The 20813-nt window shown below is 68.6% G+C and carries 20 protein-coding genes; 5 read left to right on the top strand and 15 right to left on the bottom strand.

The genetic code is table 11. From position 1 onward, the window contains the following. Window positions 1–9: 9 nt before the first annotated feature. From ACFOM8_RS12485 to ACFOM8_RS12475, 3 genes are all read left to right on the top strand, one after another. On the top strand, window positions 10–789 hold the full coding sequence (locus tag ACFOM8_RS12485; RefSeq protein ID WP_377761788.1) for an FCD domain-containing protein: 780 nt from the start codon (window positions 10–12) through the stop codon (window positions 787–789). Beyond that, entirely contained in the window at window positions 786–2045 is a 1260-nt protein-coding gene (locus ACFOM8_RS12480; RefSeq protein ID WP_377761786.1) for a glycerate kinase type-2 family protein, read from the top strand. The genes ACFOM8_RS12485 and ACFOM8_RS12480 overlap by 4 nt, the downstream gene beginning before the upstream one ends. 273 nt (window positions 2046–2318) lie before the next feature. Next, window positions 2319–2990 (top strand): Crp/Fnr family transcriptional regulator, encoded by a 672-nt coding sequence (locus tag ACFOM8_RS12475; RefSeq protein WP_377761784.1) that lies wholly within the window; start codon window positions 2319–2321, stop codon window positions 2988–2990. On the opposite strand, the gene ACFOM8_RS12470 is transcribed toward ACFOM8_RS12475, so the two are convergent. From ACFOM8_RS12470 to ACFOM8_RS12440, 7 genes are read right to left on the bottom strand one after another with little or no spacing between them, the layout of a single operon-like run. Beyond that, window positions 2991–4157, bottom strand: coding sequence for a phenylacetate--CoA ligase family protein (locus ACFOM8_RS12470; RefSeq protein ID WP_377761782.1), 1167 nt, complete (start codon window positions 4155–4157; stop codon window positions 2991–2993). A 10-nt stretch (window positions 4158–4167) separates the two neighbouring features. After that, complete coding sequence (locus ACFOM8_RS12465; protein WP_377761780.1) at window positions 4168–4956, bottom strand: ABC transporter ATP-binding protein; 789 nt, start codon at window positions 4954–4956, stop codon at window positions 4168–4170. Window positions 4957–4960: 4 nt separating this feature from the next. Beyond that, a complete protein-coding gene (locus ACFOM8_RS12460) occupies window positions 4961–6190 on the bottom strand; it encodes an ABC transporter substrate-binding protein (RefSeq protein WP_377761778.1) in 1230 nt (409 codons plus the stop codon). 42 nt (window positions 6191–6232) lie between these two features. Next, window positions 6233–7306 (bottom strand): branched-chain amino acid ABC transporter permease, encoded by a 1074-nt coding sequence (locus ACFOM8_RS12455; protein WP_377761777.1) that lies wholly within the window; start codon window positions 7304–7306, stop codon window positions 6233–6235. A gap of 4 nt (window positions 7307–7310) precedes the next feature. Then, window positions 7311–8189 carry a branched-chain amino acid ABC transporter permease gene (locus ACFOM8_RS12450; RefSeq protein WP_377761775.1) on the bottom strand — a complete coding sequence of 293 codons (879 nt, stop codon included), beginning with the start codon at window positions 8187–8189 and terminating at the stop codon, window positions 7311–7313. After that, window positions 8189–10138, bottom strand: a complete 1950-nt coding sequence (locus ACFOM8_RS12445) for an AMP-dependent synthetase/ligase (protein ID WP_377761774.1) — start codon at window positions 10136–10138, stop codon at window positions 8189–8191. Before ACFOM8_RS12445 ends, ACFOM8_RS12450 begins: the two co-directional genes overlap by 1 nt. After that, window positions 10128–10910 carry an ABC transporter ATP-binding protein gene (locus ACFOM8_RS12440; RefSeq protein WP_377761772.1) on the bottom strand — a complete coding sequence of 261 codons (783 nt, stop codon included), beginning with the start codon at window positions 10908–10910 and terminating at the stop codon, window positions 10128–10130. Before ACFOM8_RS12440 ends, ACFOM8_RS12445 begins: the two co-directional genes overlap by 11 nt. Window positions 10911–11078: 168 nt before the next feature. On the opposite strand from ACFOM8_RS12440, the gene ACFOM8_RS12435 reads away from it, so the two are divergent. Next, a complete protein-coding gene (locus tag ACFOM8_RS12435; RefSeq protein ID WP_377761770.1) occupies window positions 11079–11996 on the top strand; it encodes a LysR family transcriptional regulator in 918 nt (305 codons plus the stop codon). Window positions 11997–12046: 50 nt separating this feature from the next. Here the strand turns inward: ACFOM8_RS12435 and ACFOM8_RS12430 are convergent, their stop codons facing one another. Continuing rightward, window positions 12047–12292, bottom strand: coding sequence for a hypothetical protein (locus ACFOM8_RS12430; RefSeq protein ID WP_377761768.1), 246 nt, complete (start codon window positions 12290–12292; stop codon window positions 12047–12049). On the opposite strand from ACFOM8_RS12430, the gene ACFOM8_RS12425 reads away from it, so the two are divergent. Beyond that, on the top strand, window positions 12291–12452 hold the full coding sequence (locus ACFOM8_RS12425) for a hypothetical protein (protein WP_377761766.1): 162 nt from the start codon (window positions 12291–12293) through the stop codon (window positions 12450–12452). The two genes, ACFOM8_RS12430 and ACFOM8_RS12425, sit on opposite strands and share 2 nt — an antisense overlap. A gap of 31 nt (window positions 12453–12483) precedes the next feature. Here ACFOM8_RS12425 and ACFOM8_RS12420 read toward each other — a convergent pair whose 3' ends face one another. Genes ACFOM8_RS12420 through ACFOM8_RS12390 form a run of 7 tightly spaced genes read right to left on the bottom strand, consistent with a single transcriptional unit; the run spans window position 12484 to window position 20562 of the window. Next, entirely contained in the window at window positions 12484–13263 is a 780-nt protein-coding gene (locus tag ACFOM8_RS12420; protein ID WP_377761764.1) for an SDR family NAD(P)-dependent oxidoreductase, read from the bottom strand. Continuing rightward, window positions 13260–14063 carry a PCC domain-containing protein gene (locus ACFOM8_RS12415; protein ID WP_377761762.1) on the bottom strand — a complete coding sequence of 268 codons (804 nt, stop codon included), beginning with the start codon at window positions 14061–14063 and terminating at the stop codon, window positions 13260–13262. Before ACFOM8_RS12415 ends, ACFOM8_RS12420 begins: the two co-directional genes overlap by 4 nt. 47 nt (window positions 14064–14110) lie before the next feature. Then, window positions 14111–15688, bottom strand: coding sequence for an acyl-CoA synthetase (locus ACFOM8_RS12410; protein WP_377761760.1), 1578 nt, complete (start codon window positions 15686–15688; stop codon window positions 14111–14113). Beyond that, window positions 15685–16854 carry an acetyl-CoA acetyltransferase gene (locus ACFOM8_RS12405; protein ID WP_377761758.1) on the bottom strand — a complete coding sequence of 390 codons (1170 nt, stop codon included), beginning with the start codon at window positions 16852–16854 and terminating at the stop codon, window positions 15685–15687. The genes ACFOM8_RS12410 and ACFOM8_RS12405 overlap by 4 nt, the downstream gene beginning before the upstream one ends. After that, window positions 16851–17639 (bottom strand): IclR family transcriptional regulator, encoded by a 789-nt coding sequence (locus ACFOM8_RS12400; protein ID WP_377761757.1) that lies wholly within the window; start codon window positions 17637–17639, stop codon window positions 16851–16853. Before ACFOM8_RS12400 ends, ACFOM8_RS12405 begins: the two co-directional genes overlap by 4 nt. Beyond that, window positions 17639–18655 (bottom strand): TRAP transporter substrate-binding protein, encoded by a 1017-nt coding sequence (locus tag ACFOM8_RS12395; protein WP_377761755.1) that lies wholly within the window; start codon window positions 18653–18655, stop codon window positions 17639–17641. The genes ACFOM8_RS12400 and ACFOM8_RS12395 overlap by 1 nt, the downstream gene beginning before the upstream one ends. A gap of 29 nt (window positions 18656–18684) precedes the next feature. Beyond that, window positions 18685–20562: a TRAP transporter large permease gene (locus tag ACFOM8_RS12390; RefSeq protein ID WP_377761754.1), complete on the bottom strand. Its 1878-nt coding sequence runs from the start codon at window positions 20560–20562 to the stop codon at window positions 18685–18687. Between the last annotated feature and the right edge of the window lie 251 nt (window positions 20563–20813).

The raw sequence follows: 20813 nt of genomic DNA, 5'->3' as shown, positions 1-20813 counted from the left end.
GGCCGTGCCATGACCGATTTCTCCATCCGCCCCGAACGCGCGGCCGAGGCCGTCGCCCGCCATGTCGAGACGCTGATCCTGGAAGGCTCGCTCGCCCCGGGCGAGGGGCTGCTGCCGGAACGCGACCTTGCGGCGCGGCTGAACGTTTCGCGCCCCACGCTGCGCGACGGGCTGAAGCTGTTGCAGGACCGCGGGCTGCTGGTGGGCGAAAAGGGCCGGGGCCTGCGCGTGGCGGCCCTGGGCCGGGCGGCGATCACCGACCCGCTGCTGGCTCTACTGGCCCAGAGGCCCGAGGTCGAGGACGATTACCTGGACTTCCGCGACGTGGTGGAAAGTCACGCGGCGGGACTGGCCGCCGCGCGCGCGACGGAGGTGGACCGCGAGCGCATCCGTGCCGCGCTGGACGGGATCGAGGCCGCGCATGGCGCCGCCCGTCCCGCGGACGAGGCCGAGGCCGACGCCGCCCTGCACCAGGCCATCTACGAGGCCAGCCACAACCTGGTGCTGTTGCAGATCATGCGGGCCTTGGCGGGCAACCTGCGCAGCAACGTGGCGGCCAACCGGGGGCGCATGTTCACGCTGCCGCAGGTCCGCGACCACCTGCGCGACCAGCACCGGGCCATTGGCGAAGCGATCCTGGCCGGCGACCCCGAGGCGGCCCGGACGGCGGCCCATGCGCATCTGGCCTATGTCCGCCGGGCCGCCCGCGACCTGGCCTGCGCCGAGGCCCATCACGAGACCGCCCGCCGCCGCCAGTCGGGCGGGGGCCTGGGCCAGCGCCGCACATGACCGGCCTGCACAGCGATCCCGCCGCCTTTCTGCGCCGCCTGTTCGACCGCGCGGTCGCCGCCGCCGACCCGATGCGCGTGCTGGCGGCCCATCTGCCGCCGCGTCCCCCGGGGCGGGTCTTGGTGATCGGCGCGGGCAAGGCCAGCGCCCGCATGGCCGAGGCGGCAGAGGCCGCCTGGGGCCCTTGCGAAGGGCTGGTCATCACCCGCTACGGCCATGCCCGTCCCTGCCGGGGGATCGAGATCGTCGAGGCCGCCCATCCCGTGCCCGACGCCGCCGGCGCCGAGGCCACGCTGCGGGTGCTGGACCGGCTGAAGGGCCTGACCGACGCGGACTTCGTGCTGGCGCCGATCTCGGGCGGGGCCTCGGCGCTGTTGTGCGCGCCGGTACCGGGCGTGACGCTGGCGGAAAAGCAGGCGGTGAACGCGGCGCTTCTGGCCTCGGGCGCGCCGATCGGGCAGATGAACACGGTGCGCAAGCATCTGTCCCGGGTGAAGGGCGGGCAGCTGGCCGCCGCCGCATGGCCCGCGCGGATGCTGTCGTTGATGATCTCGGACGTGCCGGGCGACGATCCGGCCTTTATCGGCTCGGGGCCGACGGTGGGCGACGGATCGGCCCCCGCCGATGCGCTGGCGCTGCTGGAACGGTGGCGCATCCCGGTGTCCCCCGGCGTGATCCGCGCGCTGCAAGGGGGCAGCGGGGTGGTTCCGCCCGGCGATCCGCGCCTGTCGAGGGTGGAAAACCGCGTCATCGCCGCCCCCGCGCAGTCGCTGGAGGCCGCCGCCGACCTGGCCCGCGCGGCGGGCTGCATGACCGAAATCCTGGGCGATTCGCTGGAAGGCGAGGCGCGCGAGGTGGCGGCCGTCCATGCCCGCCTGGCGCTGGCGCGGCAGGCCGCCCGCAGCCCAGGCGATCCGCCGCTGGTGATTCTTTCGGGGGGCGAACTGACCGTCACGCGGCGCGGGAACGGGGTCGGCGGGCCGAATGCGGAATACTGCCTGGCGCTTGCCCTGGCGCTCGACGGCGCGGCGGGCATCCACGCGCTGGCCTGCGACACCGACGGCATCGACGGCGCGGCCCCTGTCGCGGGCGCGGTGATCGGCCCGGACACGCTGGCCCGCGCCGGGCGGGATCCGGCCAGGCAGGCGCTGCTGTCGAACGACGCCCACACCCTGTTTGCGCGGATTGCCGCCCAGGTCGTCACGGGACCGACATTGACGAATGTCAATGATTTCAGGGCGATTCTGATCGTCTGATGGTTGTTTGACCGATCAAGGAAGAATTTTCCCGATTTTCCCGGGCGAAATGTCGCCTGCTTGACACTTCGGCTGCGACGAAAGGTCTAACAGTCAAGGGGCGCAGTCGTGGTGCGTAGACATTCTGGGTTCAAGTGCGAGTTTCGGCTATCCCGTCGCATCGGCCGATGCGGTGCCCTTTTCGGGTCGGGATAGCCATTTTCGCTGTTTTCTCTGGCTTCGCTCTTGGGTTTACTGACGGTCATCGCGGCTGTTGATGGACCGATTTCCACAATGATCGACCCTTCCGATTACGCCCAACTGTTCGACTCCCCGATCCTGTCCGGCTTGTCGCTGGATCAGAAGCACGCTTTGCTGGCCTCGTGCACGGCCCGCAGCCTGAAAACCCCCGCTTATATCCTGCGCCAGGGCGAGCCCACGACCGGCAGCTATTTCATCGCCTCGGGCCGGGTCGAGGTGGGCTATGTCGATTCGTCCGGCAATCAGGTGATCGTCCACATGGCCACCGCCGGCGAGATGCTGGGCGAGGTCGAGGCCCTGTCGGGGCGGCCCTGCGCGTGCAGCTGCCTGACGCTGCCCGACACCACGGTGCTGTTCTGCCCGGCCAAGGCGCTTTACGTCCATGTGCCCTCGCAGATCCTGATCCCGAACCTGTGCACGATCCTGCACGACCGGCTGATGCGGGAAAACCGCAACAAGGCGGCCGATCACTACTACAACGCCCAGCAGCGCATCCGGCTGTATCTGCGCCAGCTGACCAGCGACGCCGACAACGCGGTGCCCATCAGCCAGTCGCAGCTGGGCGTGGTGATCGGCTGTTCGCGCCAGACCGTGAACCGGATGCTGGGCGAGCTGCGCGACGAGGGCATCATCGAGCTGGGCCGCAACGCCGTGCGCGTGCTGGACCGCGAGCGGCTGGCCGACGGCGCCCCGGCGATGGAATGATCAGCGCAGGTCCGCGATGACGCGGCCGTCGTTGGGCAGGCTGCCGGGCGCCACCACATCGACCGAGCCTTTCAGGCGGGTGATCTCGGCCAGCTTCAGAGCCAGGGGGGCGGCGGCATCGCTGTCGGGATGTTCGACCAGCAGATGCATCCGGTCCTGTTCGCCCGCCCGGGTGATTTCCAGCCGCAAACGGCGGCAGCCGGGGACCGCCTTGCCGATGGCCGCGATCTGTTCGGGGCGCACGAACATGCCCTTGACCTTGGCCGCCTGATCGGCACGCCCCATCCAGCCCTTGATGCGGCGCCCGCCCGTGGCGGCGGGCAGGATCGCCGACATGTCGCCGGTGGCGAAGCGCAGCAGGGGATAGTCGGCATCCAGCCGCGTGACCACGATCTCGCCCACCTCGCCGTCGGGAACCGGATCCCCGGTGCCTGGACGCACGATTTCCACGATCGCGCCGCCGTTCAGCACCATGCCCGGCCCGCCGTCCTCATGGGCCACGATGCCCAGGTCGGCGGTGCCGTAGCATTGGCTGACCGCCACCCCGCGCGCCGACAGTTCCGCGCGCAGGGAATCGGGCAGGGCGGCGCCCGTGACCATGCCGATTTCCAGGCAGGCGCGGTCCACCCCGCCCTCGTCGGCCTTGTCCAGGATGATCTTGAGGAAATCCGGCACGCCGACATAAACGCGCGGGCGGTATTGGCGGATCGCCACAAGCTGATCGGCGGTGTTGCCCGGGCCGGCGGGGATAACCGGGCAGCCCAGGGCCTCGGCCCCGGCCTCGAAGATAAAGGCGGCGGGGGTCAGGTGATAGGAAAAGGTGTTCAGGATCACGTCGCCGGGCCGCACTCCGGCGGCGGACAGGGCGGCAGCCGATCCCCACCAGTCGGGTCCGCGCCCCTCGGGGTCGAAGATCGGCCCGGGCGAGACGAACAAGCGCCGCAGCCCCCCGACCGGCCCGCCCGTCAGCCCGCCGAAGGGCGGATCCTTGGCCTGCATGGCCGCCAGGTCCGACTTGCGCAGCACCGGCAGGCGCGCCAGCCCGGCCAGGCTGTCCAGCGGCGCTTCCGGCAGGTCCGCCCAGAAGGGCTGCGTGCTGCGCATCCGCGCCAGTTGCGCATTCAGGCGGGCCAGGGGGCCGCCCGCATCGGGAAGATCGGCAGTCATCGGGCTTTCCTCAGGCCAGCCAGCGCTTGCGCCGGCGATAGTGTTTGACGTTGCGGTAATCGGTGTGTTCCGCCCCGCCCAGATAGAAGTCCTGCACGTCGGGGTTCGACTTCAGCGTCTCGGCGGACCCCGACATGACGACCTGCCCTTGCTCGATCAGGTAGGCGCGGCCCACGATGTCCAGGGTGGCGGCGGCGTTCTGTTCGACCAGCAGGACCGACAAGCCTTCGCGGGCATTGATCTCCTGGATGATGCCGAAGATTTCCTGCACCAGCAGCGGGGACAGGCCCAGCGACGGTTCGTCCAGCATGATCAGCTTGGGTTCGGTCATCAGCGCCCGGCCGATGGCCAGCATCTGCTGTTCCCCGCCCGAAAGATATCCGGCCTTGGACTTGATCCGCTCCCTGAGGCGCGGGAAATAGGCATAGACCTGTTCGCGCAACTCGTTGAACCGCGCGATGCTGCGCCCGCGATAGGCGGCGACCAGGTTCTCGTCGGGCGTCAGGTGGCCGAAGATGCGGCGGCCTTCCAGCACATGGACCAGGCCGCCCGCCACGCGTTCCGGCGCGCCCATGTTCAGGATCGAGCGGTCGCCCCAGCGGATCTCGCCCCGGGTGACCAGCCCGCGCTCGGGGCCGAGCAGCCCCGAGATGGATTTCAGCGTCGTGGATTTGCCCGCCCCGTTCGATCCCAGAAGGGCGACCATCTCTCCCTCGCCGACCTCCAGCGAGACGCCCTTGATGGCCAGAAAGACCTTGTCATAGATGACCTCGACGTTTTCCAGGATCAGCGCGGGCATGGCGTCAATGCTCGGCTGCGTATTTGGCGGCCGATTCCTCGATCACGCGGCGGATCAGGTCGGGATAGGAGGCCTTCCATTCGCTGACCGGCACCCATTTCTCGCCGTCCCATTCCGACACCCGGCCCGCGCCGCCGCCCTGGTGGTCTTCGGCGGTATAGGTCACGGCAGGCATCAGCCCTTCGGCGTCGAAACCGCTGATCTTCTCGAAGCCCGCCTTCAGGCTTTCCCCCGTCAGGGGCTGGCCGCCCTCCATGCCCAGGCGCGCGGCCTCGACCGCGACGGCCATGGTGGCGACGCCCAGGTTGTAATAGCTGTTGCCGACATTGGCCCCGTCGCCCGAGCCCTTGCCCGGCGCGATGATCTTTTCCTGGATCCGCTGGATGATCGGGTGATCGGTGCCCGCGGCCGTCGCCTCGAACCGCTTCACGCCCTTCATCTGCGGGCCGACATTGGCGGCGTCGGTTTCGGCCAGCCAGATCACCGAATGGATCTGTTCGGGCGCGATGCCGTTCTGGATGGCGGTGCGCACCGACACGGCCTGGCCGCCGCCCGCGCCCCAGATCAGCACGTAATCGGGGCGGTACCGCCGCACCTCGGACCAGGCCGCCGACTGTTCGTTGCCGGGACTGGCATAGGGGAAGGCCTGGAACTCGAACCCTTCCTGTTCGGACAAGGCTTCCAGGATCGGCCCGGGTTCGCGGCCGAAGGGGCTGTCGATATGAACGATGGCGATTTTCTTGCCTTCCAGCCCGCCGGTTTCCTTCATGTGCTCGATCAGCGCGGCGGCCTGCGCCCAATAGGTCGCGAACATCGGGAACACGTAAGGAAAGACCGTGCCGTCCGACGCGTCGCCGCGCCCGTGGGCGGGGGTGATGACCACGTTCTTGTCGGCCTGCGCCTGGTCCAGGATCGCGGCGGATACGGGCGTGGACAGGAAGTCGAACAGAACGGCGCCTTCCTCCTTGGCGCGGTTATAGGCCTCGATCCCGCGCTGCGGCTGGTTGCCGGTGTCGCGGACAATGGCGGTCACCGTGTTGCCCTCGCCCAGGATGCCCTCGGCGTTCGCCAGCGCCAGATAGTCCTGCTGGCCCTGGTTGTACTGTCCGGTCACGAAGGTATAGACCGCCGTGAAGTCCTGAAGCAGGCCGAACTTGACGTCCTCGGCCGCGACGGGCGCGGACAGGCCCGCGACAAGGGCCGTGGTCAGCGCCAGCTTGCGCAGAAAGGTCATGTGTCTTTCTCCCATGTTGTGCGTTCCCCCTCCCCAGGGGTTTCAGCTTCTGGCGTGGCGGAACGGCCAGACCAGGAAATACTTGCGGATGTTGTCGTAGATCTTCGCCAGCCCCAGCGGCTCCAGCAGCAGAAAGCCGATGATCATCGCGCCGTAGATCATCAAGGGCAGGTGCGACAGGAAGTTCTGGCTGACCGGCACCCAGCCGGATGCCGCCAGCGACGACACCAGGTTCGTCAGAAAGATCGGCGCCAGCAGCACGAAGCCCGCGCCAAGCCACGACCCGATCACCGACCCCAGGCCCCCCACCAGCACCATGGCGACAAGCTGGATGGACACGTTGAAGCCGAACTGCTCCGGCGTCACCGCGCGATAGAAGCAAAAGGCCAGGATCGCGCCCGTCACCCCGCCCATGAAGGAGGACGTGAAAAAGGCCATCAGCTTGGTCCTGAACGGATCGACCCCGATCACGGCGGCGGCGAAATCCTTGTCGCGGATCGCGACCAGGGCGCGCCCGAACGAGGTGCGCTTGACGTTCATGAAGAACACCGTCAGCAGCACCGCCCAGGCCAGCGCCAGCCAATAGCGCGCGGCGAGGCTTTCGACCGGCAGGAACAGAAAGCTGACGGCGGGCGTGCGCAGCGTGGCGTGGGCGCCGCCGGAAATGGCGGGAACGTTCACCACCACCCAATCGACCAGATACTGCATCGCCAGCGTGGCCATCACCAGGTAAAGCCCCTTCACCCGCAAGGCCGCGCCGCCGAACACCGCGCCGATCACGGCGGCGATCAGGCCCGACAGCAGCAGCGCCAGCTCGAAGGGAATTCCCGCCCGGACCAGATGGATCGAGGCATAGGCCCCGATCGCCATCACGGCGGCAAAGCCGAAATGCAGCTGCCCCGCCAGACCCATCAGCAGCGTCAGCGACAAGGCCGCCGCCGACCAGATCACCCAGGGCAGGACATAGCTGCCGAGGTAAAGCGGCGAGACGTAAAGCGGCGCCAACGCCGCCAGAACCAGAAGGGCGATCACCAGCCAGCGGTCCGTGGGGATCTTCCACAGCCTGCGGTCGGCTTCGTAGCTGGTGTGATAGGTGCCCGAGAGGCGGTAGAACATGGCGTCAGATCCTCTCGATGTCTTCCCGGCCGAAGATGCCGAAGGGGCGGACCATGATGGTCAGCAGGATGATAAGGGACGTGACCACATCGCGCGTCGATCCCCCGGCGACGCTGTCCAGGTATCCGGGGATCACCGTGCCCAGCACGCCCACAAGGATGCCGCCCACGATCACGCCCGGCACCGAGTCCACGCCGCCCAGGATCACCACGGCGATGGCGGGGAACAGCAGCGTGGACAGCGTCCAGTCCACCCCCTGCGACGATCCCCACAGCGCCCCCGCCACCACGGCGGCGATGCCCGCGAGGCCCCAGGAGATGCCGATGGCGCGTTCCACGGAAATCCCCACCGCCCAGCTCGACACATGGTCGTCCGACACGGCGCGCAGCTTGGTGCCCAGGCGGGTGCGGAAGAACAGCAGGGACGCGCCGACCAGCAGCAGCGCGATGATGCCGCCATACAGCGAGGTGCGGTTGATGAACACGTCGCCGATGATGATGGGGGCGAAGCCGATCCCCAGGTCGATGGGCTTCGGCGTCGATCCCAGGATTCCGGGCACAAGGCCGCGCAGCAGGATCTCCAGCCCCAGGGTCAGCATCACCACCATGATGACCGGCTGGCCCACCATGCGGCGCAAGAGCAGCCGTTCCACGACCAGGCCGAAGCCGAACATGATCGCGGCCGCTATGGGGATGGCGATCCAGACGTTGAGGCCCCAGGACATCACCAGCCAGACGGCGTAGCCGGCGGTCATCACCAGCGCGCCCTGCGCCAGGTTCGGCACGCCCGCCGACTTGTAGATCAGCACAAAGCCAAGCGCGACAAGCGCATACATCAGCCCGGTCAGCGCGCCGGAAATCAGCAGTTCCAGGAAATAAGCCATCACGCGGCCCCCTTCACGTCGGACAGCCGCAGCACCCGGTCCAGCGACCCGGTCTGGCCGTTTTCATAGGTGATCCGGGCCTTGAAGTCGATTTCCCGGGCGCCCGCGTTCAGCGCCTCGATGATCGGACCGTAACGGTCGTCGATCACGTTGCGCTTGAGCTTGCGGGTGCGCGTGACCTCTCCGTCGTCGGGGTCGAATTCCTTGTGCAGGTTGACGAAGCGGTCGATCGACAGCCCGTGCGGCAGATGCGCGTTCACCGCCGCGATCTCCGCCGCGATCAGGCCGTAGACGCGGGGCTGCTGGGACAGTTCGGCATAAGAGGTATAGGCCACGCCGTGTTCCTGCGCCCATTGGCCCACCGCCTGGAAGTCGATGCAGACGATCGCCACCAGCATCTCGCGGCCCTGGCCCACCACGGCGGCGTCCTTGATGTAGGGGCTGAACTTCAGCCGGTTCTCGATATAGGTGGGGATGAAGCGGGTGCCGTCGCGCTTTTCCACCACCTCGGACACGCGGCCCAGCACGACAAGCTGGCCGTCCGGCTCGATCTGGCCGGCGTCGCCGGTGTGCAGCCAGCCGTCCCGCAGCGCCTCGGCGCTGGCCTTGGGGTTCTGGAAATAGCCGTCGAAGATGTTGTCGCCGCGCAGCAGGATTTCGCCTCCTTCGTCGATCTTCATTTCCACGCCGGGAAAGGGGCGGCCTACGGTGGTCAGGGAAATGTCCTCGGGCTTCTGGGCCACGGCCAGGGCGCAGTTTTCCGTCTGGCCGTAGAACTGGCGCAGGTTCAGGCCGATCGCGCGGAACCACAGGAACACGTCCTCGCCGATCGCCTCGCCCGCGGTATAGGCGCGCTGGACGCGGCCCAGGCCAAGCTGGTCGCGGATCGGACCATAGATCAGCCATTCGCCCAGGAACCGCGTCAGCCCGCCGCCCGCGGGCTTGCCGTCCAGCCGGGCGCGTTCCGCGGCCATCGCGCGGGGCATGAAGAAATCGTAAAGCCTGCGCTTCAACCCGGTGGTTTCCGCAATCCCCACCTGCACCCGCGTCAGCATGGCCGACCAGGCGCGGGGCGATGCGAAATAAAGCGTCGGGGCGATCTCCCGCAGGTCGTGCAGCGCGGTTTCCTGCGCCTCGGGGATGTTGACGGTGAAGCGCAGCTCGGCCGCCGCGCCGACCGAGAAGATGAAGTCGCCCACCCAGGCCATGGGCAGATAGGCCATGTGGACCTCGCCCGCCCGGAAGTAGCCGGCGGCGGCGGCGTTGCGCACGCCCGACAGGACATGGCCGTGCTTCAGGGGGATGCCCTTGGGCGCGCCGGTGGTGCCGGAGGAATGCATCAGCACCACGGTGTCGTGAACGGTGGACCGTCCGATCAGCGCCTGCGCCAGCCCGGGATCGGCCTCGAGCCGCGCCGCGCCCTCGGCCCGGATGGCGTCGAACCCGGCCACCCCGTCCGGTTCCCGCCCGGCAAGCCCGCGCGGGTCGTCGTAGATCACCAGATCCAGATGCGTCCAGCGGCCCTTGGCCTCCAGCATCTTGTCCACCTGTTCCTGGTCCTCGGCCACGGCCACGCGGATGTCCTCGCGCTCCATCTGCGCGGCCAGTTCCTCGGTCGGGGCATCGGCATAGGCGGGGGACGGGATCGCCCGCAGGCAGGCCGCGCCCAGCATCGCGAAATACAGGTTCGGGCGGTTGTCGCCGATCACCATCACCACGTCGCCGGGACGCACGCCGCGCGCCTCGAGCCCGGCCGCGAATTCCACCACGGCGCGCAGGTAATCGGCCCAGGTGTATTCCTGCCAGATGCCGCGGTCGCGTTCGCGCATGGCCACCTGGTCCGGCGCCTCGGCGGCGTTTCGCGCCAGCCGCGCCAGGATGGTGTCTTCGGCGCGCCAGTTCGGATGCAGGGCCTGGGCGCTTGCCCTGTTCACGGGATCATGCTGCATGGCGGGGCTTTCCGATATAGGCCTCGACCACGCGGGGATCGGCGATGGCTTCCCGCGCCGGACCCTGGGCGATTTCCTGACCGTTGTTCAGAACCAGCACCCGGTCGCAAAGCGCGGTAACGACATCCATGTGATGTTCGATGATCAGCACCGTCAGCCCCAGGGCATCCTGGGCGTCCAGGATGAAGCGGACCATGTATTCCTTTTCCTCCTGGTTCATGCCCGCCATCGGTTCGTCCAGAACCAGAACCGTGGGTTCGGCGCAGAGCGCGCGGGCCAGTTCGACCCGCTTTTGCAGGCCCAGGGGGATCACGTCCACATGCTCGTCGCGCGCGGGGGCCAGTTGCAGAAGGTCGATCACCTCCTCGACGTGGCGGCGATGCGCCACCTCCTCCTTTTGCGCCCACCAGGGATAGAAAAAGGACGCCAAAGGGTTCGGCTTCATGAAGATGTGCCGGCCCATCAGGATGTTGTCCAGAACCGACATGCCGTGGAACAGCGCGACGTTCTGAAAGGTCCGCGCCACGCCCATGGCGGCGATGCGGAACGGCTTCAGCCCGTTGATCTGCCGCCCGTCCAGGGTGATCCGGCCTTCCTGCGGCGGATAGAACCCGGTGATCGCGTTGACCAGCGTGGTCTTACCCGACCCGTTCGGTCCGACCAGGCCGAAGATCTCGCCCCGCCGCACGGCGACCGAGACGTTCTTCAGCGCGACCACCCCGCCGAAGCGCCGGGTGATGTCGTCGCAGACCAGGACATGATCGCCGCTCATGCGGGCGAAAATCCGTTCAGTCCGTGCATAGCCTGTCCTCCCAAACAGTCTTGCCCAAACGCTGCCCCGGACAGGCTCCTCCTCCGATCCCGGACACGGAAAGGCTAGCATCGGATTCGTTTTTCGGTAAACCGAAAAGAATAGCAAAAGTCTTTCGGGAATTTTGAAATGCACCCGAACCTGGTCGATCACCTGCGCGCCTTTTGCGCCATCGCCGACACCGGCAGCCTGACGGCGGCGGCCAGGGAGCTGCGCCGGCCCATCTCCTCGGTCAGCTATTCGCTGGCGCAGCTGGAAAGCCAATGCGGCTTTCCGCTGCTGGGGCGCGGCGCCAACCGGGCCGAACTGACCGAACGGGGCCGCGTGCTGCTGGCCGAGGCGCGCAGCGTCGTCGAGCGCGCCCGCAGCTTCGCCACCCACGCCGAGTCGCTGGAAAAGGGCGAGGAAACGCGGCTGCGCGTGCTGGTCGACGTGCTGTTTCCGCGCGCCGACCTGAACCGGGCGCTGCGGGCCTTTGCCGCCGGCCATCCGCACGCGCGGTTCCAGTTCTTCAATTCGTCCCTGGCGACGTTGTGGGACGATTTGCGGAACGGCAACTTCGACTTCGCCCTGACGCTGGCCGCCGCGATACCGTCGGACATCGCGGCCCGCCACCTGGGCAGCGAGACGCTGGGGCCGGTCTGCGCTGCCGGGCACCGGCTGGCCCGCCTGCCGCAGCCCTTGGCGATGCGCGCCTTTGACCGGGAACGGCAGATCTATTACGTGGGATCCCCGCAGATCGACATGGAGCGCGTGGGGCGGCTGTTTTCCACCGATGTCTGGACGGTCAACGACGTGGAATCCATCAAGTCCATGGTCGCGGCGGGTCTCGGCTGGTGCTTTTCGGCCAGCGGCACCTTCGGACCCGAAATCGCCCGGGGCGAGGTCGTGCCGCTTGTCTGCGAGGACATGCAGTTCCACCCGGTCCGCACCGTGGTCGTGGCTTGGCCCGCGCATCGCCGCCCCGGTCCCCTGGGGCGGCACATGGTGCAAACCCTGGCCGACCAGTTCGGCGAAGGCGCGGCGGTCAGGCCAGAAGCCCGGTGAAGCGCAGCAATGCCCCGATCAGCCCTTGGGCGGACGGCACGTTCAGCCGATTATCCGCGCCGCAGGTTGCGTCGGTCCAGGCGCTTCATCACCGCGGGGCGGGCGGGCTGGTTGATCATGTCGTCCAGCGGCGGGGCCGGAGGCGTGTCGATCCTGCGGGCCGAGCGCAGCGGCGTTTCGGCATGAACGAAGCGGTCCCATTCGATCACCCAGTTCCCGGGCAGCGAGGTCTTGGGATCCGCCCTCAGGGGCGAGGGCATCTTGCCGCTGCCGGTGAACTGGAACAGCTGCGCCATGCAGGCTGTCCAGCGCCAGCGTGCCCTCGCGCAGGTTGTCCAGGCCGTTCTCGACCGCCTGACGGTCCATGGGGGCGATGTCGCCCGCGATTTCCGACAGGCCCGCGACCTCGCGGTCGGTGTTGGCGGTGATGTGGCGGTCGATGAAGTTCTTGAATAGCCGTTTTCAGGGTTTTTCCGGCGCGGCCCGGTCAAACCGCGCGTTGCGTCCCGTCCTCGCGCCGCAGGGCTGGCAGGCCGACGCCGGTGGCGTCGAAGCCGCCGTCCACGGCCAGCGTCTGGCCGCTGACAAAGCTGGCCTTGTCGGAACACAGGAAGACGATGGCTTCGGCGATCTCGCGCGCCTCGCCGTAGCGGTTCAGGGGAATGGCGTCGTAATAGGCGCTGATGATCTCGGGCGCGTGGACGGCCATGGCAAGTTTCGTCTTGACCGGGCCGGGGGCCACGCAATTGACGCGGATGCCACGTTCGCCCAGTTCGGCGGCGAATTGCTTGGTCAGGTGGATCACTGCGGCCTTCGACGTGCCATAGGCGACCCGCAGCGTGGATGCCCTGAGCCCGGAAATCGAGGCGATGTTGACGATCGCGCCCCTGGTTTTCGCCAGTTCCGGGACGGCGGCCTGGGTGCACAGGAACACGCCGTCCAGGTTGACGGCCATTACCTCGCGCCATTCCTCGAAGCTGGTGCGGTCGGCGCGCGAAAACAGCGCCACGCCCGCGTTGTTGACCAGGGCGTCCACGCGTCCCCATTGGGCGGCAACCGTGCGGATCACGCCGTCCACGCTCTGCGGGTCGGAAATGTCGGCCTCGACGGGCAGGACGTTTTCCAGCGGGCCGCAGGCGCGGTGCAGTTCCTCGGCGTCGCGGTCCACCACGGCGACGCGCCAGCCCTGATCCAGAAAGATTTCCGTGGCGGCCAGGCCGATGCCCCGGGCGCCCCCGGTCACAATGGCGACTTTCGCGTCTGTCATGAGTCCGTCCTTTCGATCAGCAATTCCAGTGTCACGCCGACCGGGTTTGTCCCGCGTTCCAGCGTGCCGCGCATGATGGTTCCCGCGATGTCCACGACCTCGACGGGGATGGTGGCGCGGCCTTGGGCCAGGGTGGCCCTGTCCAGCCGCAATTCGGTGGCATGGCAGTCCATGCGGTGGCCTTCCGCGAAGCGGATATGGTCGATGCTGCCGACGCCGTGCAGGCGGGCGTCCGCGATGCCGTGGCGGGCGGCCAGTGTTTCGATGGCCGTCACCGCATCCTCGCCCGGCAGGACGCGGGCAAGCAGGCCGGTGCCGGTGCCGCCGCCGCGGGGGGTGAACAGGGTAAAGGCGGTTTCCGCGTCGGGCAGCGCCTCGAACCAGGCGTCCGGCGCGCCGATGCCGGCAACGGGCGCATCCGCCGCCAGAACCGAGTCCAGGGGCAGCAGATGCCCCATGGTGCCGCCCCAGGTGCCGTGGCAATGCAGGAACGGCGCGCCGTCCTTCCAGCCGACCGTGGCGGTCGCGTGTCCGATCGCGACCGGCCCGTCCGGCGCATGGGTGTCCGAATACCATGCGGCGTGGATGCCATCCGCGGAGGGCGCCGGCAGCACGAAGCGCATGGGATCGCAAACCGCGCCGTCCAGCCAGAGGACGCCGCCCTTGCAGCCCTGGGCGGCAAACAGCTGGCCCACCGCCGCCATCACCGTCCGCCCGGCGGGCAGCACCCCCGCGACGGGCCGCAGGGACGCCCGCGCCGCCACCGCCCGCGCCGTGGCGCGCGGGCCGGGATGGATCATCCGCCCCTGGTCTCGCCCCCGACCTTGCCCCCGACCGATGGAAACGCTCATGCGATCATGCCGCGGGCTTCCAGTTCGGCGCGGATCATCTTCTTGGTGATCTTGCCGTAGGCCGACTTGGGCAGCGCGTCCCAGAACAGGAACCGCTTGGGCATCTTGTAGCGCGACAGCTTGCCGTCGAGGTATGCGGCCAGGTCCGCCTCGGCCACCGGCGCGTTCGCCACGCAGACCGCCCAGCCGATTTCCCCCCATAGCGGGTCGGGGACGCCCAGCACGGCGACCTCGCTGATGGCGGGGTGGGTGAGGATCTTTTCCTCGATCTCGCGCGGATAGACGTTGGACCCGCCCGAGATGAACATGTCCGACTGCCGCCCGGTGATGTAGACGAAGCCTTCTTCGTCCATGTGGCCCAGATCGCCGGTGCGGAACCAGCCGTCGCGGAAGGATTTGGCATTGGCTTCCGGGTTCCGGTAATAGCCCGCGAAAACGGCGGGGCCGATGCAGCAGATTTCCCCGGTCTCGCCCGGCGCCGCCTCGCGCCCTTGGTCGTCCTGGATCTGGATCTCGATCCCTGTGCGGGCGTAGCCGCAGGTGCCGATGCGGGCCTGCGGGCCGTCGGCGGCCTGGTGCAGGTGGGCGGGCAGAACGGTGATGTTGCCGGTGACCTCGCCCAGGCCGAAATACTGGACCAGCACGGGACCGAGCGCCTGCAAGGCCTTCTGCTGATCCACCCGGTACATCGGCGCGCCCGCATAGATCACGTAGCGCAGCGACGAGGTGTCCGCGCTGGCGGTCGAGGGATGTTCGACCAGCAGCTTCAGGATGGTGGGCACCGTGAACATGGTGGACACGCGCCATTCCGCGACCAGATCCCAGACCTGCGCCGGATCGAACCGTTCCGTGGGCAGCAGGATGGTCTTCACCCCCCGCGCCACCTGGGTCAGCTGATGCACCCCCGCGCCATGCGACAAGGGCGCCACCACCAGCGAGGCGTCGTTCCCCGTCAGCCCCGGCATCAGGTCGGCCAGATGGTTCGTCACCACGAAGGCCATCTGCCCGTGGGTCAGGACCGAGGCCTTGGGCCGCCCCGTCGTGCCCGAGGTGAAGAAGAACCAGCAGGGATCGTCGCGGTCCACCACGGCCACCTGCGGGCGTTCCCCCCGATGCCCGGCGGTGATCGCGGTCACGTCCGGCCCGAACGCCGCCGCGCCGAAGGCCAGCGCCGGAACGCCGCAGGCCGCCGCGTGGCCGGGGAAGGCGGCGTTGCAGAACATCAGCGTGGCGCCGGACGCCTGCGTCAGATAGGCCACCTCCTCGGGCGTCTGGCGGAAGTTGGCGGGCACCCAGACCCCGCCCGCGCGCCAGACCGCGAACATCGCCTGCATCATCTCGGCGCAGTTCTGCGACTGGCACATCACCCGGTCGCCCTTCTGCAACCCGAAGCGGGTCTGGAGGGCATGGGCCAGGGCGTCGGTGCGGGCGTTCCATTCCGCCCAGGTCCAGCGGTCCTCGCCCATGACAAGGGCGATGCCGTCCGGGTCGCGGCGCGCGGCCTGCGCCAGAAAGGTCGCGAGGTTCATCACGCGGGTGGAGACAGGGACCAGCCCGCCTGCGAGGCCGGTCATTTCTCGCGTTCCAGGATCGAGCAGTAGTTGGCAACGGCGGTGCCGCCCATGTTGAAGACGCCCGCCAGTTCCGCCCCGGGCACCTGCATGGCGCCCGCGTCCCCGGTCAGCTGCATCGCGGCCATGACGTGCTGGCTGACGCCGGTCGCGCCGATGGGATGGCCCCGCGACTTCAGCCCGCCCGAGGGGTTCACGGGCAGCTTGCCGTCCCTCCGCGTGGTGCCTTCGCGGATCACGCGCCAGCCCTGGCCGCGCGGGGCAAGGCCCATGGCCTCGTATTCGATCATCTCGGCGGTGGTGAAGCAATCGTGGGTTTCGACCAGCGACAGGTCGGTGATCGCCAGCCCCGCCTGGTCCAGAGCCTGCCGCCAGACGCGATGGGCGCCGCCGAATTCGGTCGGGTCGCGGCGCGACAGGGCCAGGGTGTCGCCCGCCTGGGCGCGGGCGCGGAAGCGGATGGCGCGGTTAAGGGTTTCGGCCACCTCGGGCGCGGCCAGCACGATCGCCGCCGCGCCGTCGGACACCAGCGAACAGTCGGTGCGCCGCAGCGGTCCCGCGACCAGCGGGTTCTTGTCCGACGGCGTGTTGCAGAAGGCCAGGTCGAAAGCCTTCTGCATGTGCGCGTAGGGATTGCGGGTGCCGTTCTCGTGGTTCTTGGCGGCGATCATGGCCAGTTCCTCGGACCGGTCGCCGTTCTTCTGAAAATAGCTGTCGGTGATGCGCCCGAAAACGCCCGCAAAGCCGCCGGGCGTGTCGCCTTCCTCGGCGACATAGCTTGCCGCCAGCAGGATGCCGCCCACATCGGCGATGGGGGTGGCGGTCATCTTCTCGGCCCCGATGACCAGGGCCACCTTGCCGCGCCCGGAGGCGATGAAATCGGCCGCCGCATAGATCGCGGCCGATCCGGTGGCGCAGGCGTTTTCCGTGCGCAGAAAGGGGATGCCCGCCAGTTCGGGCGTGCCCATGGCGACCAGGGCGCCCTGGAAATCCTGGCGCGAGAAGCCCGCGTTGAAGACCCCGGTGAAGATTCCGTCCACGGCATCGGGGGTCAGGCCCGCGTGGTCCAGCGCAGGAAGGGCGACCTCGGCCATCAGGGCCAGGGTGTCGGGCGCCTCGGACTTGCCGAACTTGCTGTGCGCCCAGCCGACGATCAGGGGGTCGGTCATGCGGTGTTCCTTTCAAGATCGGCGAGGCGTCGGGCGATCAGCCCGGCCTCGCGGTGCAGCGCGCAGGCCAGGTCGGCCTGCCGCGCGGGGGTCATGCGGTTCTCGATGGCGGCAATGGACAACGCGCCCGCAGGCCGCCCGTCGGGCCAGGGGATCGCAACCCCCAGGCCCCAGGATCCCGCGACGACGCGGCCGGGGTTCAGGGCATGGCCCCGGGCACGGGCGAAGGCCAGGTCTTCAAGCAGGCCGGGCATCAGCTCGCCCACCAGGGGCGCCGCGCGGGCCAGCAGCGCGTCGGCCTCGGGCGCCGGCAGCGCGGCCAGGATCGCCAGCGCCCCCGCGCCCACGCCCGCGGGCTTGCGGTCGCCGCGCATCAGGGCATGGGTGCGGACCGGGAAATCGCCCTCGATCCGTTCCAGGCACAGGGTGTGGTCGTCCTGCGGCACGGTCAGCAGCACCGTGTCGCCGGTTTCGCGCGCCAGCCGGACCATGCCGTCGCGGGCGTGGTGCCCGATGCCGTGGCGTTCGGCGGCAAAGCCCGCCAGAAGATAGGTTTCCGGCCCCAGGTGATAGCGCCGCGTGGCCCGGTCCTGTTCGACCATGCGCGCCGCCCCCAAGGCCAGCAGCAGCCGCCGCGCCGTGGGCCGCGCAAGCCCCGAGGCGCTTGCCAGTTGCGCCAGCCCCAGGCCCTGCGCGCCGCCCCGTCCGACCAGCGACAGCAGCGACAGCGCACGCGCCACCGCCTGCGTGCCGCCGGTGTCGGCAGGGGCGGCATCGTCGCGCATCAGGCCAGCGTCCGGCCGATGGCGGCTTCCAGGATGGCCCAGGCCTCGTCGCCATAGGTCTTCTTCCATTCGGCATAGAAGCCCGCCTCGCGCAGCTTGTCCTCGAAGGCCTTGGGATCCACGTCGTTGAAGACGAAGCCGTTCCCCTCCAGTTCGCCACGCAGCGAGGCGTTCATCTGCGCGATGTCCTCGCGCTGCTTCATGGCGGCGGCGTTGAAGTTCTCGGCCACGACGCCCTGGACGTCCTCGGGCAGGGCGCCCCAGGCGCGGCGGTTGCCCAGCAGCCAGAAGCCGTCCCACATGTGGTTGGTCATGGAGCAGTATTTCTGCACCTCCCACAATTTCGCGACCTTCAGGATCGCCAGCGGGTTTTCCTGCCCGTCCACGACGCCGGTTTGCAGGGCGGTATACACCTCGGCGAAGTTGATGGAGGCGGGGGCCGAACCGAAGGCCGTGAACATCGAGGTCCAGAGCGGGCTGACCGGCACGCGGATCTTGAAACCTTCCAGGTCGGCGGGCGCCGCGACGGGCTTCGTGGACGAGGTGGTCTGGCGGAACCCGTTGTCCCAGATCTTTTCCATCACCACCAGGCCTGCGCCCTCGATCTGGCCGCGCTCATAGGCGCCAAGCTCGCCGTCCATGGCCTTCCACACGGTGTCGTAGTCGGGAAAGGCGAAGCCCACGCCGTTGATCGAGGCGTTCGGCACCAGCGTGGACAGGATGATCGGCGACAGCTGGAAGAATTCGACCCCGCCCGACCGAAGCTGGCCCAGCACGTCGGTATCCGCTCCCAGCTGGTTCGACGGGAAGATTTGCAGGTCGAACCGGCCGCCCGTGGCCTCCAGGATGGCCTTTTGCGCCTCGGCCAGGCGGACATTGCTGGGATGGTCCAGGGGCTGGTTGTTGGCCAGCTTGTAGCTGAACTCGGCCGCCATGGCCGGGCGGACCCGGATGAGCGGCGCGGCCAAGGCGCCTGTGGCGGCGCCCAGCAGGATGGTGCGGCGGTTGACGGTCATGGAATTCCTCCTCCCAAAGGTAAAAACGGTTACAGCAGTGCGGTCGAGAACCAGGGCACGGCGGCGATGGCCAGAAGGCCCACCATCAGCGCGGCCAGATAGGGCCAGATCTTCGCCATGACCTGTTCGGCGGGCACATTGGCGATCTTGCAGGCGATATAGAAGCCGATGCCGATGGGCGGGGCCATCAGGCCGATGTTCATGGCCGTGACGATGACCATGGCATAGTGGATGTCGTGGATGCCAAGCCCCCGCGCGATGGGGAACATGATCGGCGCCAGCAGCACGATGGCGGGCAGGCCTTCCAGCACGCAGCCCAGCACCAGAAAGATCGCGATGGATGCCAGCATGAACACCAGCCAGCCGCCCGGCAGGCCCGTGACCAGCACCATCAGGTCGCGCGCGAAACCCGATTGCGTCAGCGCCCAGGCCATCGCGGATGCCGCGCCCAGGATCAGCAGGATCGCCCCCGACATGGCGGCGGTTTCGACCAGCATGGTGCCGGCGCGCTTCAACGGGATGCCGCCATACAGCACCGCGCCGATGACGAATGCGTAAAGGGTGGCGATGGTGGACACTTCGGTCGCGGTGGCCACGCCGCCGCCGACCAGGCTGCGGATCATGAAGGGCAGCACCAGCGCGGGCGCGGCGATCAGGGCGGTCTTGCCGATCACGCCCGGCGTGGCGCGCCGCACGCCCTCCATCCGCTCGCCGCGCGCCTTCCAGCGGGCCAGGATCGCCAGCACCACCAGCAGCACCATGGCGATGGCGAAGCCGCTGGTGAACAGCCCGGCGATGGACACGCCCGCGACCGATCCCAGCACGATCAGCACGATGGACGGCGGCACGGTGTCGGCCATGGCCGCCCCGGTGGCCAGCAGCGCCGTCATTTCCGGCGCGGAATGGCCCCGGCGGCGCATCTCGGGGAACAGCGCGGGGGCGACGGTCGCCATGTCGGACACCTTCGACCCCGAGATGCCCGACACCAGAAACATGGATCCCAGCAGGACATAGCTCATCCCAGCCTTCACATGGCCAAAGAGCGAGGCGAGGAAGCCCACGATGGCCCGGCCCATGCCGGTCGCGTCCAGGATGCAGCCCAGCAGCACGAAAACCGGCACCGACAGCAGGATCAGGGACGACATGCCCTCGTCGATGCGGCCCATCATCACGAAAACCGGGGCGTTCGTGGCGAAGGTCAGGTAGCCCAGCGTGGCAAGCGCAAAGCAAAAGGCGATCGGCACGCCGACAACCAGCAGGAAACCCGCGAACAGGCCCAGAAACAGCGGCAGGTTCCAGTTGCCGAGCGCCAGCACGGCGGGCTTGGAAAACCACAGCGCGGCGGCAGCGGCCGCCGCCACGGCCAGCGTGCCGAGGATCGCGCCCCATTCGCGGGTGCGGACCACCGACAGCAGCATCAGCAATGCCATCAGCCCGATCCCGGCGGGCAGGGCCGAGGCGCGCCAGGACATCGGCAGCCCAAGCGCGGGCGAGGTGACGAAGGATTCCTCGTAAGCGTATTCGACGGCCACGGGGAACAACCGGACCAGCAGCGCGCAAACCAGCACGCTGCCCGCGATTTCCAGAACCCGGGCCAGCCGGGCGGGCAGCAGCGGCAGGAAGACGGTCAGCTTCATGTGCTCGTGCCGGTCAACGGCCAGCGCCGCGCCCAGCATCGCCATCCAGATGAAGCCGATGGAGGCGACCTCGTCCCCCCAGATCAGCGGCTTGGCCAGAACATAGCGGAAAAAGACGTTGGCCAGAACGGTGACGATCATCACCACCAGCAGGCCGGCGGCGGCGATCTCCACCGGGCGCATCCAGGCCTCGGCCCGTTTCGGCTCGGTCAGCGCCTCGATCCCGCCCAATGCCAATTCAGCACCGGCATGTGCATCCGTCTGGTGCATCCTGTCCCCCATCGGGCATAGCGGCCCCCTCTTGCCGCGGTCCGGGTCCACATGGTGGATCCGGCAACTGCCCCTCCGCCGTCAGGGATAGGGGGGGACGGATCGGTTTGGCAACTGAAAACTGCATGGTCATCGGCCGGGTCAGGCCATTGCGGCTGTTCTTCATTCCATCCCGTGGAACGGGCGGCAGGCGGATCGCCCGATTGCCGGGCCTGGTCATTGCCGGGCCTGGTCGTCGCCGGGCCTGGTCG

It is taken from the genome of Paracoccus angustae (assembly GCF_042648745.1).
GTDB lineage: Bacteria > Pseudomonadota > Alphaproteobacteria > Rhodobacterales > Rhodobacteraceae > Paracoccus > Paracoccus angustae.
This window is presented reverse-complemented; position numbering and strand designations above follow the sequence as displayed.